Below are 14,840 nucleotides of genomic sequence, written 5' to 3'. Positions count from 1 at the left end.
TGGGTAGGCGGCGCTGCCCGCCCCTCCCCCGTGTCTGTTACGGTCCGGCCATGTCCTCCAGACCAGTCCGGCGCCTCACCGCCAGCCTCACCGCCTTCGCCCTGCTCGCCGGTTGCGCGACGGGCCGCAATGAGCGCATCGGGGCCGATGACGGCAGCGATGCCTGCCGCCCGCAACTCGTCGCGCTCGATTCCACGGGCAACTACTATGCCGAGGACATCATCCGCGGCGCCGCGATCGGCGCCGTCTCCGGCGGCGTGCTGGGCGGGCTGATCGGCGCCGCCGCGACGGGCCGCACCCGCGACATCGCCATCGGCGCCGGAGCCGGCGTGCTGGCCGGCGGCGCGGTGGGTGCGGCGGGCGGCTATCTCGCTGCGCGGCAGCGCCAGGCGCAGGACCAGGCGAGCCTTAGCGCGGCCGTGGGCGGTGACCTCGCCAGCGAGAATGCGCAGCTCGACCGCACCCAGCTCGCCTTCAACCAGCTGGTCGATTGCCGCCTGATGGCAGCCGAGACCATCCGCCAGGATGTCCGCAGCGGCCGCCTCGCCCCCGAGGCCGGGCGCGCCCAGATGGCCGCGCTGCGCGGCCGCATGCAGCAGGACATCGCCATCGCCCGCCGCATCAACGACCGCATCGGCACCCGCGGCGCGGAATTCGACACGGCGATCGACGCCGTCGCCCCCGGCACGCGGCAGGACGTGGCGGCGCGACAGCCGGCCCCCGCCCCTGCCCGCACCCGCGCCCCCGTGCCGCTGCGCATCCGGCCGGAGCCGAGCGCGCCGCAGATCGACCAGGTGGCCGCGAACGAGCCGGTGACGGTTCGCCCGGTGCAGGGCAATTACGCGTTGGTCGAGACCTCCTCCGGCATCCGCGGCTATGCGCCCGCCAGCAGCTTCCCTGGCCGCCGCCCGGCAGCGGTGCCGGCCCCGACAGGCGGCGATGGCAGTGTCCGTGAGCTCGCCGCCTCCAACATCGCCAAGCGGGACAATTTCTCCGAGAGCGTGACCAATGCGGAGCGGGTGGCGGGCGGCCAGGGCTTCGAGCTGGCGAGCTAGCACTGATGCGGCGGCGCTTCCTCCTCCTCGCCCTGCTGCTCGGCGCCGCGGGGGAGCCGCCGCAACAGCCCTTCCTCCGCATTGAGGCTGGCGCCCATACCGCGCCGGTCGCCCGGCTGGCGGTCGATGCGGGCGGCGGGCTGCTGGCCAGCGCCTCGGACGACAAGACGCTCCGCCTCTGGAACCTGCCGGAGGGCACGCAGCGGCTGGTGATCCGCCCGCCGATCGGCACCGCCGAGGATGGCGAGCTCTATGCCGTGGCGATGAGTCCGGATGGGCGCCGCGTCGCCGCCGCCGGCTTCACCGGCCAGTCCTGGGACGGGGTCTTCTGCCTTTATCTCTATGATGCCCGCAGCGGTCGGTTGCTGGCGCGGCTTTCGGGCTTGCCGGCACCGGTGCAGCACCTCGCCTTCTCGGCCGATGGACGGCGGCTGGCGGCGGCGCTCGGCGCCCGGGCCGGCATCCGCGTCTGGGATGCGACGAGCGGCCAGACGCTGTTCGAGGACGCAGCGGGCTATGGCGGCCCGGCGCGCATGCTCGCCTTCGACCGCGCCGGACGGCTGGCGAGCACGGCGGCGGATGGGCATGTCCGCATCTACGACCCCGCCGGGCGGCGCCTGGCCGACCGCGTGCCGCTGGCCGGCGCGCGGCCCTTCGGCCTCGCCTGGTCGCCGGATGGCGGGCTGGTTGCCATCGGCTATGAGGACCGTCTGCGGGTCGAGATCCTGGCCGCGGCGGATCTGCGCAGCGTGGCCCTGCCCGATATCACCGGCCTTACGGGCGAAGGCCTGCCGGCCGTCGCCTGGGCGGGCGACGGCCAGGGCGGCGTGCAGCTGCATGCCGCGGGCTATGCCCGCCTCGCCACGCCCATCACCCCGCCGGGCCGCGCCTTCGTCATCCGCCGCTGGACGGATTTCGGCCTCGGCCCTTCCACCGACATCCCAGCGGCGCGCGACGCCATCGCCCATCTGCTGGCGCTGCCGGGCGGCGGCGTGGCCTATGCTGCGGCCGATCCTGGCTGGGGCCGCGTCGGGCCGGATGGCCAGCTCGCCTTCGCGCCACGCCCACCGGGGGCGGATTTCCGCGCGACCGGTGCCAGCCTCACCGCCATGGAGGAGGGGACGAAGCTGCGCGTCATCCTCCGCCCTGACGAAGCACCGATCCAGTTCGATGCGCTGGACGGGCAGCTCGCCCCGGCCGGCGAGGCGCCGGGATTCCTGCCGGCCCGCACCGCCAGCCCGCGCCTGCCGATGGCCGATTGGCGCAACAGCAACCGCCCGCGCCTCGGCCAGCAGCCGATCCGCCTCGGCGACGGCGAGTACGCCCGCAGCCTCGCCATCCTGCTGCGGGAGGACGGCTTCCTGCTCGGCACCGACACCCATCTCCGTCTCTTCGATGCGGCGGGCCGCCCCGTGGATGCGCTGCCCGTCCCCGGCGCGGTCTGGGGCGTGACGGTCGCCGGCGATGTCGCGGTCGCGGCGCTTGGCGACGGCACGCTGCGCTGGTATCGCCTCACCGGCGGCCGGCTCGCCGAACAGGCCGCGCTCTTCATCGAGGCGGAGACGCGCCGCTGGGTGCTCTGGACGCCGGAAGGGCTGTTCGACCACGCGGCCAATGGCGGCCAGGACCTGGTCGGCGTGCTGCTCAATCGTGGCCGCGCCCAGGGCACCGAATGGGCCAGCTTCCGCCAGGCCTATCGCGCGCTCTACTCCCCGCTCGCGGTGCGGCGGCGCATCGCCGGTGACCAGGCGCCGGCGCAGAAGCGCCTCGCCCAGCTTGGCGAGGTCCGCGAGAGGATCGGCCGCCTGCCGGTGCTGGCGCCGGGCAATGGCCCCTGCGCCGTCGTCGCCGATGACTGCCTGCCGCTGGCCTGGGATGCGAAGACCCTGCCGGAGGGCGCGCAGGCGCTGCGGCTGCGACTGAGCGCCACCGATCGCGGCCTCGGAATCGGCCCGCTCGACGTGCTGGTGAATGATCGCATCGCCGCACGCAGCGAGACGGGCGCGGGCGAGTCCCAGATCGAGGTGCCGCTCGATCCCGGGCCCAACCGCATCGCCACGCGGCTCTATGCCGAGGACCGCACGCTGTTTGCCGATGGCCCGACGCTGGCGCTGCGCCGCGCTGGCGAGGCCGAGCCGCCGCCCGAGGCCGGGCGCCTGGTCGTGCTGGCGATCGGCGTGAACCGCTACGCCAATCCCGAGCTGAACCTGCGCTTCGCCGTACCCGATGCCGAGGAGGTGGCCGGGCTGCTGCGCGCCGGCGCCGGGCCGCTGTTCCGCGAGACCCGCATCCGCCTGCTGCGCGATGCCGAGGCGACGCGGCGCGGCGTGCTGGATGCGCTCTCCGCCGCGGCCGAGGAGGTGGCGCCGGGCGATACCTTCATCCTCTATATCGCCGGTCACGGCATCCGGACGGAGCCGGACAACCGCTTCCTCTTCCTGCCGCAGGATACGCGCGACACCTCCAACTGGGCGGCGCTGCGGGCGCAGGGGATCGATGACGGGGCGCTGGTCGCGGCCCTCGCCCGCATCCGCGCCCGCGACGCGGTGCTGCTGCTCGACACCTGCCATGCGGGGCAGCTGACGATGGAGCAGCTCTCCGCCCTCGGGAACGAGACCGGGCGCTTCCTGCTCGCCGCCAGCGGCAGCGTGCAGGAGGCGCTGGACAGCTATGACGACCGCAACGGCGTCTTCGCCTATGCCCTGCGCGAGGGGTTGCGCGGCCGGGCGCCGATGGATGCCGAGGGACGGGTGAGCGCGCTGGGCCTGGGCGAATGGGTGGTGCGGCGGGTGCCGGAACTGGCGCGGCAGCGGCAACACCAGCAGGATGCGGTCTTCCGCACGGCGCAGCGCGACCTGCGATCCTTCCCGATCGCCCAGGTGCCTCGACCGTAAACCGGGGGACGCCGAGCATGACCGAGGAGCAAGCCGACCGCCTGGCGATCCGGGCGCTGGTGGAGAATTGGGCGGTCTGGCGCGATGCCGGCGACTGGGACCGCTTCGCCACCTGCTGGCATGCGGATGGCTACATGATGGCCACCTGGTGCCAGGCGCCGGCGGCGGAGTTCATCGCGGCGAGCAAGGCGGGCTGGGCCCGCGGCGTGTCCATCCTGCACTTTCTCGGTGGCCACAGCGCCGACCTCGCCGGGACCCGCGCCATCAGCCAGACCAAGATGACCATCAGCCAGCGCGCCGAGGTGCATGGCGTGCTGGTCGATGTGGTCTGCACCGGCCGCTTCTACGACTTCCTCGAGAAGCGGGAGGGACGCTGGGGCGTGGTGCTGCGCCAGCCGATCTATGAGAAGGACCGGATGGACCCGGTGGATCCGGCGGCGCGGCTCGCGCTCGACCCGGCGCTGCTGGCGCGCTTCCCGGAGGGCTACCGGCATCTCGCCTATCTGCAGACCGGGATCGGCTATGCGGTGAAAACCGACATGCCGGGGCTGAAGGGGCCGGAGGTCGAGGCTCTTTATGCCCGCGGCGCGCGCTGGCTGGCGGGCGAGCCGCACGGCGCATGAAGAAGGCGCCGCCCCTTGCGGAGCGGCGCCCTTTCGTCACCCGAGTTCGACGATCAGGTCGCTGGGGTCTCGGCCTCGACCGGCGCGGCCGGCGGCGCCGAGGTGGTGTTCATCGCAGCGGCCTTCTTCGCGGCGCGCGTCGCGGCGGCCTTCTTCGCGGCCTCCGAACGGGCGCTGCTGCTGGCGGTCGCGCGGCTGGTGGCCGTCGCGCGCTTCGGCGCGGCGGCCTTCTTCGCAGCGGGCTTGCGGGCGGCGGTCGCGCGCTTCGGCGCGGCGGCAGCCTTCCGTGCGGCCGGCTTGCGGGCGGTGGCGGTCGCGCGCTTCGGCGCGGCCTTCTTCGCCGCCGGCTTGCGGGTGGTCGCGGCGGCGCGCTTCGGCGCGGCCTTCTTCGCCGCCGGCTTGCGGGTGGTCGCGGCGGCGCGCTTCGGCGCAGCCTTCTTCGCCGCCGGCTTGCGGGTGGTCGCGGCAGCGCGCTTCGGCGCGGCCTTCTTCGCCGCCGGCTTGCGGGCCGCGGCGGTCGCGCGCTTCGGCGCGGCCTTCTTCGCGGCCACGGCCTTCTTCGGCGCAGCCTTACGGGCTGCCGGCTTCTTCGCCGCGGCGGCGCGGCTACGCGCGGTCGCGGGCTTCTTCGCAGTGCGGCGCGGCGTCGCGGCGGCCATCGGCTGGGCGCGGGTGGCAGCAGGGGTTTCAGGCGTATCGGTCATCGTAGGGATCTCCTTGCGCATTCCGGTGTCGTAGGGGCAGCGCGGGGGCGCGGCGCCCTGTTGGCAGCAGGGTCGGCGGTGCGATGACCATGGCGAGCGGATCCGATGTCGCGCCGAGCCATGGCTGCCGCAGTCCTGGTCCGGCGTGCAACACGCGGTGAGAGGCGACCGACGGGCATCTGCCACATCCTGCTGCCGCCTTCCGCATATCCGGCATCGAGCGTCGAGACTTCGCCCTGCTCCGGCGCGACATATGCGGCACGATCTTCGGCCGCCATACCGTCCTGCCCGCGGTCCATGGACCGTCCTTCCCTGCCGCGGCACGCTGTCGCCAATCCCAGTATGCGCTTCGTCGCAGTGACCGCACTGCAAGCGAATCGCGTGCAACATCGTGCGCGCGAATCACGCTATCTGCACACGCAACCATCGTGTCAACAGAATCCGCATCGAACACGCGCTTTTATGCACGCAGCGGAGACGCGAACGGCCGCCGGATCGCTCCGGCGGCCGCGTGTCAGCGCAGCGGAGATGCGTCGGCGCTGGTGCTCAGCGCTGATCCAGCGACGGCACCGGGCGCTGCTCCGGCCCGGTGTAGTGCGAGAGCGGGCGGATGAGGCGGTTGTCCGCCGCCTGCTCGATCACATGCGCCGCCCAGCCGGTGATGCGCGCGGCGACGAAGATCGGCGTGAAGAGCGGGATGTCGAAGCCCATCAGGTAGTAGGCGGGGCCGGCCGGGAAATCGAGGTTCGGGTGGATGTTCTTCACCTTGAGCATCTTCTCCGCCAGCACGCGGGAGGTCTCCATCCAGCGCCGGTCGCCGACCACCTCGGCCATCTTCTCGGCGTATTTGGTCATCGTCGGGACGCGGCTGTCGCCCGACTTGTAGACGCGGTGGCCGAAGCCCATCACCAGCGCCTTGTGATCGAACTTGCCCTCCAGCCAGTCCGCCGCCTGCTCCGGGCTGCCGATCTCCTTCAGCATATGCATCACGGCTTCGTTGGCGCCGCCGTGCAGCGGGCCCTTCAGCGCCGCAATGCCGGCGGTGATGGCGCCGTGGATATCCGCCCCGGTCGAGGTCACCAGCCGCGCCGTATAGGTCGAGGCGTTGAAGGTGTGCTCGGCATAGAGGATGAGCGAGACGTCGAAGGCCTTCAGCACCTCGGGCTGCGGCACCTTGCCGAAGACGAGGTTAAAGAAGTTCTCACCGAAGGAGTGGCTCGGATCCGGCATCACCGGCATCAGGCCCTTCGAGGCGCGGTGCGCGGCGGCGATGGCGGTCGGGATCTTCGCCAGCAGGCGGATCGCCTTGCGGCGGGTGGCCGCCTCGCTGACATCGGCGCTCTCCGGATCCTCCATCCCCATGAAGGAGACGGCGGTGCGGATGGCGTCCATTGGATGGGCGTCGCGGGGGAAGTCCTTGATGACCCGGTGCAGCGCCGGGCTGATCTCGCGCTCGGCCGCCTCGATCGCCTTGAACTCGGCGAGCTGATCCCGGTTCGGCAGCTCCCCGTTCCAGAGGAGGTAGGCGACCTCCTCGAAGCTGCAATTCTCGCAGAGGTCCTGCACGGCATAGCCGCGATAGGTGAGGCTGTTGGTCTCCGGCATCACCTTGGAGATGGTCGAGACATCGGCATAGACGCCGACCAGGCCCTTCTTGATCTCGGGGGTAGCTTCGCTCATGCGCTCTCTCCTTCGCGTGTGATGAGTGGCGGCGGGGTCCAGGCGAGGATCACATCCTCCTCCCCTTCCGCATTGGCCGTGGCGTCGCGGCAGGCGATGGGCCGGAAGCCGCACCGCTCATAGAAAGCGAGCGCGGCTCGGTTGCGCCGGAAGCAGGCGAGGCGAAGGCCGCCCGGCGCGGCGGCCTTCGCCGTCTCGGTCAACATGGTGCCGATGCCCCTGCGATGCAGGACTGGCACCACATGGAGGTGCAGCACCTCCGCCCCATCCTGGGCGAGGGTGCCGACCGGCTGGCCCGCCTGTTCCGCGACGAAGACGCGGTGGCGGGCCAGCAACTCGCCGGCGAACCAGGCGAGCGTCTCGGCCTCCGTCCAGGGCCGCGCCAGGCCGGGCAGCGCCGCATCGAGCGCGGCCCGTTGGATGGCGACCAGCGCCGGCGCATCGGCCGGCGTGCCGGGACGGAGGACGGTCATCGGCCTAGAAGATCCCGGGCTTGCCCTCGGCCAGCGCGCCGTTGGGCAGGGCGACGTTGAGGACGTGCAGCTCCCCGGCCGGGATGCGGGCCAGGTCCTGCACATCGGCGAGGAAGCGGTTGCTCTCCCGCGCCGAGATCAGGCCGTCGGTCAGGATCTGGAACTTGTTGATATAGTCCGCCCGGCCGAAGGGCCTGGCGCCGAGCGGGTGGGCATTGGCCACGGCCAGCTCGTCGGTCAGCACCGAGCCGTCCTTCATGGTGATCTCGACACGGCCGCCGAAGGACAGCTCGTTCGGGTCGCGCGAGTGGTAGCGGCGGGTCCACTCCGCCTCCTCCCGCGTCTCGATCTTGTGCCAGAGGCGGACGGTGTCGGCGCGGCCGGCCCGCTTCGGCGCGTAGCTGTCCACGTGGTGCCAGCGCCCGTCCTGCAGGGCGACGGCGAAGATGTACATGATGGAGTGGTCGAGGGTCTCCCGGCTCGCCTTCGGGTCCATCTTCTGCGGGTCGTTGGCGCCGGTGCCGATGACGTAGTGGGTGTGGTGGGAGGTGTGGATCAGGATCCGCTCGATCGCGTCGAAGTCGCTGATCTTCTCCCGCATGCGGAAGGCGAGGTCGATCAGCGCCTGGGACTGGTACTCGGCCGAGTGCTCCTTGGTGTAGCTGTCGAGGATGGCGCGCTTCGGCTCGCCGGCGCCGGGCAGCGGCACCTCGTAGTAGACCGGCTGGTAGGCGGCCTCGCGGCCCTCCTTGTCGGCCACGGTGCGGCCGGAGAGCACCCAGCCGATGACGCTGTCCTCACCCTCGTAGATCGGGCTCGGCGCGCCCTCGCCGCGCATGGCGCGGTCCACGGCCTCGACCGCCAGCTTGCCGGCATGGGCCGGGGCGAAGGCCTTCCAGGAGGAGATCTCGCCCTTGCGGCTCTGGCGGAAGGAGATCGAGACGTGCAGCGCCTGCTGCACCGCCTGGTAGATCGTCTCCTGCGGCAGCTTCAGCAGGGTGCCGATGCCAGCCGCGGCCGAGGGGCAGAGATGGGCGATGTGGTCCACCTTGTGCTCGTGCAGGCAGATCGCCTTCACCAGGTCGATCTGGATCTCGTAGCCGGTGGCGAGGCCACGGATCAGGTCTCGGCCGGACTTCTCCATGGTCTGGGCGACGGCCAGGATGGGGGGGATGTTGTCGCCGGGGTGGGAGTAGTCGGCGGCCAGGAAGGTGTCGTGCATGTCGAGCTCGCGCACCGCCGTGCCGTTTGCCCAGGCCGCCCATTCGGGGGAAAAGCGCTTGTTGGCGCCGGCGCCGAAGATCGTGGCGCCGCCCTTCCGCGGATGGCCGAGGGCCATGGTCCGGGCGGAGGTGACGGGACGGCGGTTGATGGCGGCGATGGCGACCGAGGCGTTGTCGATGATCCGGTTGATGATCATCCCGGCCACGTCCTTCTCGACCGCGACCTTGTCGGCGGCGACGCCGGCGATCTTCCAGGCCAACTGGTCCTCGCGCTTCAGCAGCGCCTTGGACGGATAGAGCTTCACTTCGTGTTTCTGCATCGGCGGTCTTCCCCGGCCCTGGATGGTGAGGGCTGCTTTGTCCCCCCGCCGCGCATCTTCGTCCATTCCGATTGAGCCGCAAGGACGATAGGATTTTCGGATCGAGGGTCGTTAGGGACGATGGATTTCCGCATCCTGCGCCGCATGGGGCATTTCCTCGCCGTCGCCGAGGAGGGGCATTTCGGCCGGGCGGCCGCGCGGCTCGGCGTCTCGCAGCCGCCGCTGACGGCACAGATCCAGGCGCTGGAGGCGGAGCTCGGCGTGCGCCTGCTCGAACGCACGCGGAAGGGTGCCCGGCCGACGCGGGAGGGCGAGGCCTTGCTGCCGATCCTCCGCCGCCTGGCCGAGGAGGCGAAGCAGGTGGAGAGCCTGGCGCGGGAGCTGCGTGCGGGGCGGCATGCGCCGATGGCGATGGCCTGCGTCACCTCGGCGCTGTTCGACTACCTGCCGCCGCTGGTGCGGGGGCTGCGAGCGGCGGCGCCCGACAGCGCGCTGGCGGTGCGGGAGATGGACACCGCCGATGCCGTCGAGGCGCTGCGGCGGGGCGAGGTGGATTTCGCCCTCGCCCGGCTGGACCGGGACCGGCCGCCGCTCCGGGTGCTGCCGCTCGGCTCGGATGCGCTGGTGGCGGCGCTGCCGGAGGGGCATGCGCTGCTGGCCGACGCGGAGCCGCTGCCGCTGGCCGCCCTCGCTGGCGAGGCGCTGGTGCTGCTGCCGCGCTCCATCAGCCCGGCCTATTTCGATCGTCAGGTGACCGCCTGCCGCGAGGCGGGGTTCGAGCCCGTCGCCATGCGCGAGGTCGGGAGTGCGATGGCGCAGCTTGCCTTCGTCGCCGCGGGCCTCGGCGTGGCGCTGGTGAGTTCGGGGATGGCGGTGCTGCGGCCGCCGGGAGTCGCCTTCCGCGCGCTGGCGGGGCCGGTGGGGTCGGTCGGCGTGGCGCTGGTCTGGAACGGCGAGCGGGAGACGGAGGCGGCGCGGGCGGCGATCCTCGTCGCGCGCGGGGCCTTTCCGGCGGCCGGGGATGCGGCCTAGCCTCCCCGCTTCACGACTCCAGGGACGCCCGCAGCATGGACCAGAGCCCCTTCGACCGCGTCATCCTCGGCGACATCGTGCTGCCCGATGCGGTGCTGCCCGGGGGCTATGTCGCCATCCGTGGCGAGGCGATCGCCGCCATCGGCCAGGGCGCGCCGCCGCCCGCCGCAGCCACTGCCGACTACTCCGGCAAGCTGGTGCTGCCCGGCCTGGTCGATGGGCATATGCATACCAGCAGCAGCACCGGCTGGCCGGGGATCGAGGGGGCGTCGATGTCGGCCGCGGCCGGCGGCGTCACCACCTGCGTCGACATGCCCTATGACGTGCCGCGCCCCGTCACCGATGCCGGAATCCTGCGGGAGAAGGTGGCGGTGGTGGAGGCCACCAGCCATGTGGACATGGCGCTCTATGGCACCATCACCAAGGCGGGCGGGGTCGAGGCCATCGCCGGCCTGGCCGAGGCGGGCGTCTGCTCCTTCAAGCTCTCGACCTATGAATATGATGCGGTCCGCTTCCCGCGCATCGACCACCCGACCATGCTCGCCGCCTTCCGCGAGATCGCCAAGACCGGCCTGATGTGCGCCATCCACAACGAGGACCAGGAGCTGGTGCAGCGCCTGACCGAGGAGGCGAAGGCCACCGGCCGCACCGACCCCATCATGCATTGCCGCACCCGCCCGCCGCTGGCCGAGAGCATGGCCGATCTCGAGATCTTCGAGATGGCGCTGGAGACGGGCTGCCATGTCCATATCGCCCATTCCTCGCTGGCCCGCGGGTTCGAGCTGGCGGAGCTGTTCCGCCGCCAGGGCGCGAAGACCAGCGGCGAGGCCTGCATCCAGTATCTCTGCATGACCGAGGAGGACCTGGTCCGGCTGGAAGGCTTCGGGAAGTGCAACCCGCCCTTCCGCACCGCCGCCGAGGTGGAACGGATGTGGGGCGCCTTCGCCGCCGGCAGCATCGCCTATGTCTCGACCGACCACGCGCCCTGGCCGCGGGAGCGGAAGGTCTACAAGGGTGACATCTTCGCCCCCGGCGCCGGCCTCACGGGGCTGCAGAGCTTCGCCCCGCTGATCTTCACCCTGCTGGAGGAGCGCGGCCTGCCGGTGACGCTGATGGCCCGCTACTGCGCCGAACGCCCGGCCCGCTTCCATGGCCTGGCGCCGAAGAAGGGCGCCATCCGCATCGGCGCCGATGCCGACCTGCTGGTGCTGGAGCGCGGCGAGTTCACCTTCGACGAGTCCAGTATCCGCGACCGGGAGGATGCCCGCTGGTCGCCCTATCACGGGCGGTCCATGCGGGCCCGCGTCGCCGCCACCTGGCTGCGCGGCGCCTGCATCTGGGACGGGGAGACGGTGCTGGCGCGGCCCGGCGCCGGCCGCTTCGTGCCGCGGCAGCACCAGGAGACCTATCTGGGGGAGTAGATCCTACTCCACCCGGATATCGGCCTTGCGGATCACCGGCTCCCAGCGCGCACCGTCTTCCTCAATGATGCGCGCAAGGGTCGGCCCATCCGCCCAGGCGGCTTCGATGCCGCGCGCGGCCATGGCAGCCTTGCCTTCCGGCGTATCCACCGCCTGCCGCACCGCCTCGCTGATCTTCGCCAGGATGGCGGGCGGCACGCCGGCCGGGGCCAGCACGGCGCCCCAATTATCCACCGCATAGCCGGGCAGCCCAGCCGCCTGCGCCACCGTTGGGACGCCCGGCATCAACGGGCTGTCCTGCGCCGCGAGGTTGCCCAGCGCCCGGAGCTGGCCGCCCTTCACCAGCCCCTCCACCGCCGACCAGGGGGCGGAGACCAGCTCCACCTCGCCCGCCACGCAGGCGGTCACGGCCGGGCCGGTGCCGCGGTAATGCACATGGGTCAGCTTGCCGCCGGACATGCTGTCCATCAGCTCGGCCGAGACATGGGTGATGGTGCCGAGCCCCGGCGTCCCATGGTTCAGCAGCCCCGGCTGGGCGCGGGAGATGGCCACGACTTCGGCCAGGTCGCGCGCCTTCAGCTTCGGCCCGCCGGCGATGACGGTCGGCGCCAGCGCCACGCGGGCGATCGGCGCCAGGTCCCGCTTCAGGTCGAAGGGCATGGAGCGGAAGACGAATTGGTTCACCACGATGGTGTTGAACACCGTCACCAGCGTGTAGCCATCGGGCGGCGCCTTGGCGACGGCATCGGTGCCGATATTGCCCCCGGCGCCCGAGCGGTTCTCCGGCACCACCGGCTGGCCGATCGCATCGCCGATCCGCTGCGCCAGCAGCCGGCCGAGGATGTCGCTGCCGCCGCCCGGCGGGAAGGGAATGACCATCCGTAGAGGGCGGTTGGGGAAGTCGCCGGCGGATTGCGCCAGGGCGGGGGCGGCGAGCGGCGCGGCGGCGAGCGCGAGGGCGGCGCGGCGGGTAAGCGGCATGGGCATTCCTCCTTGGCCTGGTGACATGCCGCATGCGGCACCCCCTGTCATCGGGGCTTATGCGCTGGCAGACAGAAAGCGGAACGGTGTAGCCTTCCCGCAGGCGGCGGCAAACGCAGCCCGGGAGGACAACAACCATGACAACCACTCGACGTGCCCTGCTGGGCGCGGGCGCCGCGCTGTCCGCCGGCGGCCTGCCCTGGCGCAGCGCCCGCGCGCAGGCCGCCAATACCATCCGCATCGCCCTGCTCTGCGACTTCTCCGGCACCTACCGCGACGTGACCGGGCCGACCGAGCTGGCCTGCATCCGCCAGGCCGCCGCCGAATTCAGCAATCGCGGCTTCAACATCGAGGTGGTCTTCGCCGACAACCAGAACCGCGCTGATGTCGGCTCCAACGTCACCCGCCAGTGGTTCGACCGAGACGGCGTCGATGTCGTGGTGGATGGCGGCGCCTCATCGGTAGCGCTGGCGGCGAACGAGGTCGTGCGGGAGAAGAACAAGGTCTTCCTCAACACCTCCTCCGCCACCTCCGACCTCACCGGGCCGAAATGCTCGCCCAACACGGTCCACTGGACCTACGACACTTGGATGCTGGCGAGGTCGACCGGCGGCGCTACGGTGCGGGCGGGCGGCGACAGCTGGTACTTCATCACCGCCGACTACGCCTTCGGCCATGCGCTGGAGCGGGATACCGGCACCTTCGTCAAGGGCGCGGGCGGCAGCATCATCGGCTCCGTCCGCACCCCCTTCCCCGGCACCACCGATTTCAGCTCCTACCTGGTGCAGGCGATGGCGGCGAAGCCGAAGGTGATCGGCCTGGCCAATGCCGGCTCCGACACCATCAACTGCATCAAGCAGGCCTCGGAATTCGGCCTGGCCCGGCGCGGCATCAAGCTCGCCTCCCTGTTGATGTTCCTGCCGGATGTGCATGCGCTCGGCCTCGGCACCTCACAGGGGCTCATCTGCACCGAGACCTTCTACTGGGACCTGAACGACCGAACCCGCGCCTTCTCCGCGCGCGTCCGGCCGAATATCGGCAACAACGCCCTCTGCATGAACCATGCGGGCGGCTACGCAGCCGTGCTTCATTACCTGAAGGCTGTGGCCGATATGGGCGTGGCGGCAGCCAAGGTGAGCGGCGCCGAGACGGTAGCGCGGATGAAGGCGATGCCCTGCGACGACGACTGCTTCGGCCCCGGCACCATCCGGGCCGATGGCCGCAAGCTGCACCCGGCTTACCTGTTCGAGGTCAAGAAGCCGGAGGAGAGCCGCGGCCCCTTCGACTACTACAAGCTGCTGCAGACCACGGCGGGCGACGAGGCCTTCCGGCCGCTCGCCGAGGGCGGCTGCCCCTTCGTCAGGGCCTGACCATGGCTTGAAAAGCGGGACGGCGGGTGCGACCACTGCCGCGCCACCCGCCGGAGCCCGCCCATGTCCCGCCGCCTCGTCCTCGCCGCCGCCCAGATGGGCCCCATCCAGAAGGCCGAGGGGCGCGATGTCGCGGTCGGCCGCATGGTCCGGCTGATGGAGACGGCGCACCGGCGCGGTGCCGAGGTGGTGGTCTTCCCCGAGCTCGCGCTCACCACCTTCTTCCCGCGCTGGTACCACGAGGACCTGGCGGAGGCGGACCACTGGTACGAGACCGCCCTCCCCTCCAACGCCACCGCCCCGCTCTTTGAGGCGGCGCGGAAGTTCAATATCGGCTTCCATCTCGGCTATGCCGAGCGCACGCCGGACGGCCACCGCTTCAACACCGCCGTCTATGTCCATCCCTCGGGCGAGGTGGTGCTGAAATACCGCAAGGTCCACCTGCCGGGGCATGCGGAATACGAACCGACGCGGACGGTGCAGCATCTGGAGAAGCGCTATTTCGAGGTCGGCAATCTCGGCTTCCCCGTCGTCCGCGCCCCGGTCGGCGAAACCTCGGTCAATATCGGCATGATGATCTGCAACGACCGCCGCTGGCCGGAGGCCTGGCGCGTCCTCGGCCTGCAGCAGGTCGAGCTGGTCATGCTCGGCTACAACACGCCGAGCCTGAACATGGAGAATCGCGGCTTCGAGGCGCATCATCTGCGCGTCTTCCACAGCCATCTCTCCATCCAGGCCGGCTGCTACCAGAATGCCTGCTTCGCCGCCGGCGTCGCCAAGGCGGGCGACGAGGACGGGCATGAGCTGTTCGGCCATTCCATCATCGTCAACCCGCAGGGCGAGATCATGGCCCAGGCCACAAGCTGGGGCGACGAACTGATCGTCGCCGATTGCGACCTCGGCATGTGCGCCCTGGGACGCAGCACCATCTTCAATTTCGAGAAGCACCGCCGCACCGAGGCCTATGGCCGCATCACCGCGCAGACCGGCAGCGTCGCCCCACCCGAATGGCGGCCGGGCGAGCGGTAGCGCCGGAACCGAACCGAATGCCGGGCGCTAAGCCC

12 protein-coding genes are annotated in these 14,840 nt (G+C 71.4%); 8 read left to right on the top strand and 4 right to left on the bottom strand.

All coding sequences use genetic code 11. The features are described 5' to 3' along the window. Window positions 1-50 precede the first annotated feature (50 nt). The 4 genes from JMJ55_RS00790 to JMJ55_RS00775 are packed head-to-tail and all read left to right on the top strand — an operon-like array spanning window position 51 to window position 5,310. Complete coding sequence (locus JMJ55_RS00790) at window positions 51-1,055, top strand: SH3 domain-containing protein (protein ID WP_202823585.1); 1,005 nt, start codon at window positions 51-53, stop codon at window positions 1,053-1,055. 5 nt (window positions 1,056-1,060) lie between these two features. Continuing rightward, a complete protein-coding gene (locus JMJ55_RS00785; protein WP_202823584.1) occupies window positions 1,061-3,949 on the top strand; it encodes a caspase family protein in 2,889 nt (962 codons plus the stop codon). Between the two features lie 17 nt (window positions 3,950-3,966). Then, window positions 3,967-4,572: a nuclear transport factor 2 family protein gene (locus JMJ55_RS00780; protein WP_202823583.1), complete on the top strand. Its 606-nt coding sequence runs from the start codon at window positions 3,967-3,969 to the stop codon at window positions 4,570-4,572. Between the two features lie 15 nt (window positions 4,573-4,587). Continuing rightward, complete coding sequence (locus JMJ55_RS00775) at window positions 4,588-5,310, top strand: hypothetical protein (protein ID WP_202823582.1); 723 nt, start codon at window positions 4,588-4,590, stop codon at window positions 5,308-5,310. 512 nt (window positions 5,311-5,822) lie between these two features. Here the strand turns inward: JMJ55_RS00775 and JMJ55_RS00770 are convergent. Genes JMJ55_RS00770 through JMJ55_RS00760 form a run of 3 tightly spaced genes read right to left on the bottom strand, consistent with a single transcriptional unit; the run spans window position 5,823 to window position 8,972 of the window. Continuing rightward, window positions 5,823-6,956, bottom strand: coding sequence for a bifunctional 2-methylcitrate synthase/citrate synthase (locus tag JMJ55_RS00770; RefSeq protein ID WP_202823581.1), 1,134 nt, complete (start codon window positions 6,954-6,956; stop codon window positions 5,823-5,825). Further along, a complete protein-coding gene (locus JMJ55_RS00765) occupies window positions 6,953-7,429 on the bottom strand; it encodes a GNAT family N-acetyltransferase (protein ID WP_202823580.1) in 477 nt (158 codons plus the stop codon). Before JMJ55_RS00765 ends, JMJ55_RS00770 begins: the two co-directional genes overlap by 4 nt. 4 nt (window positions 7,430-7,433) lie before the next feature. After that, window positions 7,434-8,972: an MmgE/PrpD family protein gene (locus JMJ55_RS00760; protein WP_202823579.1), complete on the bottom strand. Its 1,539-nt coding sequence runs from the start codon at window positions 8,970-8,972 to the stop codon at window positions 7,434-7,436. 120 nt (window positions 8,973-9,092) lie between these two features. Here JMJ55_RS00760 and JMJ55_RS00755 point away from each other — a divergent pair, with 120 nt between their 5' ends. Both JMJ55_RS00755 and JMJ55_RS00750 read left to right on the top strand, forming a co-directional pair. Then, window positions 9,093-10,004, top strand: a complete 912-nt coding sequence (locus JMJ55_RS00755) for a LysR family transcriptional regulator (RefSeq protein WP_202823578.1) — start codon at window positions 9,093-9,095, stop codon at window positions 10,002-10,004. Window positions 10,005-10,039: 35 nt separating this feature from the next. Beyond that, window positions 10,040-11,425 carry a dihydroorotase gene (locus JMJ55_RS00750; protein ID WP_202823577.1) on the top strand — a complete coding sequence of 462 codons (1,386 nt, stop codon included), beginning with the start codon at window positions 10,040-10,042 and terminating at the stop codon, window positions 11,423-11,425. Window positions 11,426-11,428: 3 nt separating this feature from the next. Here JMJ55_RS00750 and JMJ55_RS00745 read toward each other — a convergent pair whose 3' ends face one another. Further along, entirely contained in the window at window positions 11,429-12,406 is a 978-nt protein-coding gene (locus tag JMJ55_RS00745) for a Bug family tripartite tricarboxylate transporter substrate binding protein (RefSeq protein ID WP_202823576.1), read from the bottom strand. A 137-nt stretch (window positions 12,407-12,543) separates the two neighbouring features. Here JMJ55_RS00745 and JMJ55_RS00740 point away from each other — a divergent pair, with 137 nt between their 5' ends. Next, window positions 12,544-13,776 carry an ABC transporter substrate-binding protein gene (locus JMJ55_RS00740; RefSeq protein ID WP_202823575.1) on the top strand — a complete coding sequence of 411 codons (1,233 nt, stop codon included), beginning with the start codon at window positions 12,544-12,546 and terminating at the stop codon, window positions 13,774-13,776. Between the two features lie 63 nt (window positions 13,777-13,839). Then, a complete protein-coding gene (locus tag JMJ55_RS00735) occupies window positions 13,840-14,805 on the top strand; it encodes an N-carbamoyl-D-amino-acid hydrolase (RefSeq protein ID WP_202823574.1) in 966 nt (321 codons plus the stop codon). Window positions 14,806-14,840 lie beyond the last annotated feature (35 nt).

The sequence above is a fragment of the Belnapia mucosa genome (assembly GCF_016775475.1).
In the GTDB taxonomy this organism is placed as follows: Bacteria; Pseudomonadota; Alphaproteobacteria; order Acetobacterales; family Acetobacteraceae; genus Belnapia; species Belnapia mucosa.
The sequence above is the reverse complement of the archived record's forward strand: the minus strand, read 5'-3'. Positions and strand labels throughout refer to the sequence as shown.

Coding starts and splice junctions, on each gene's coding strand:
- JMJ55_RS00780 (WP_202823583.1), top strand. CDS start 3,967: ATGACCGAGGAGCAAGCCGACCGCCTGGCGATCCGGGCGCTGGTGGAG.
- JMJ55_RS00790 (WP_202823585.1), top strand. CDS start 51: ATGTCCTCCAGACCAGTCCGGCGCCTCACCGCCAGCCTCACCGCCTTC.
- JMJ55_RS00785 (WP_202823584.1), top strand. CDS start 1,061: ATGCGGCGGCGCTTCCTCCTCCTCGCCCTGCTGCTCGGCGCCGCGGGG.
- JMJ55_RS00755 (WP_202823578.1), top strand. CDS start 9,093: ATGGATTTCCGCATCCTGCGCCGCATGGGGCATTTCCTCGCCGTCGCC.
- JMJ55_RS00750 (WP_202823577.1), top strand. CDS start 10,040: ATGGACCAGAGCCCCTTCGACCGCGTCATCCTCGGCGACATCGTGCTG.
- JMJ55_RS00770 (WP_202823581.1), bottom strand. CDS start 6,956: ATGAGCGAAGCTACCCCCGAGATCAAGAAGGGCCTGGTCGGCGTCTAT.
- JMJ55_RS00745 (WP_202823576.1), bottom strand. CDS start 12,406: ATGCCGCTTACCCGCCGCGCCGCCCTCGCGCTCGCCGCCGCGCCGCTC.
- JMJ55_RS00740 (WP_202823575.1), top strand. CDS start 12,544: ATGACAACCACTCGACGTGCCCTGCTGGGCGCGGGCGCCGCGCTGTCC.
- JMJ55_RS00765 (WP_202823580.1), bottom strand. CDS start 7,429: ATGACCGTCCTCCGTCCCGGCACGCCGGCCGATGCGCCGGCGCTGGTC.
- JMJ55_RS00760 (WP_202823579.1), bottom strand. CDS start 8,972: ATGCAGAAACACGAAGTGAAGCTCTATCCGTCCAAGGCGCTGCTGAAG.
- JMJ55_RS00735 (WP_202823574.1), top strand. CDS start 13,840: ATGTCCCGCCGCCTCGTCCTCGCCGCCGCCCAGATGGGCCCCATCCAG.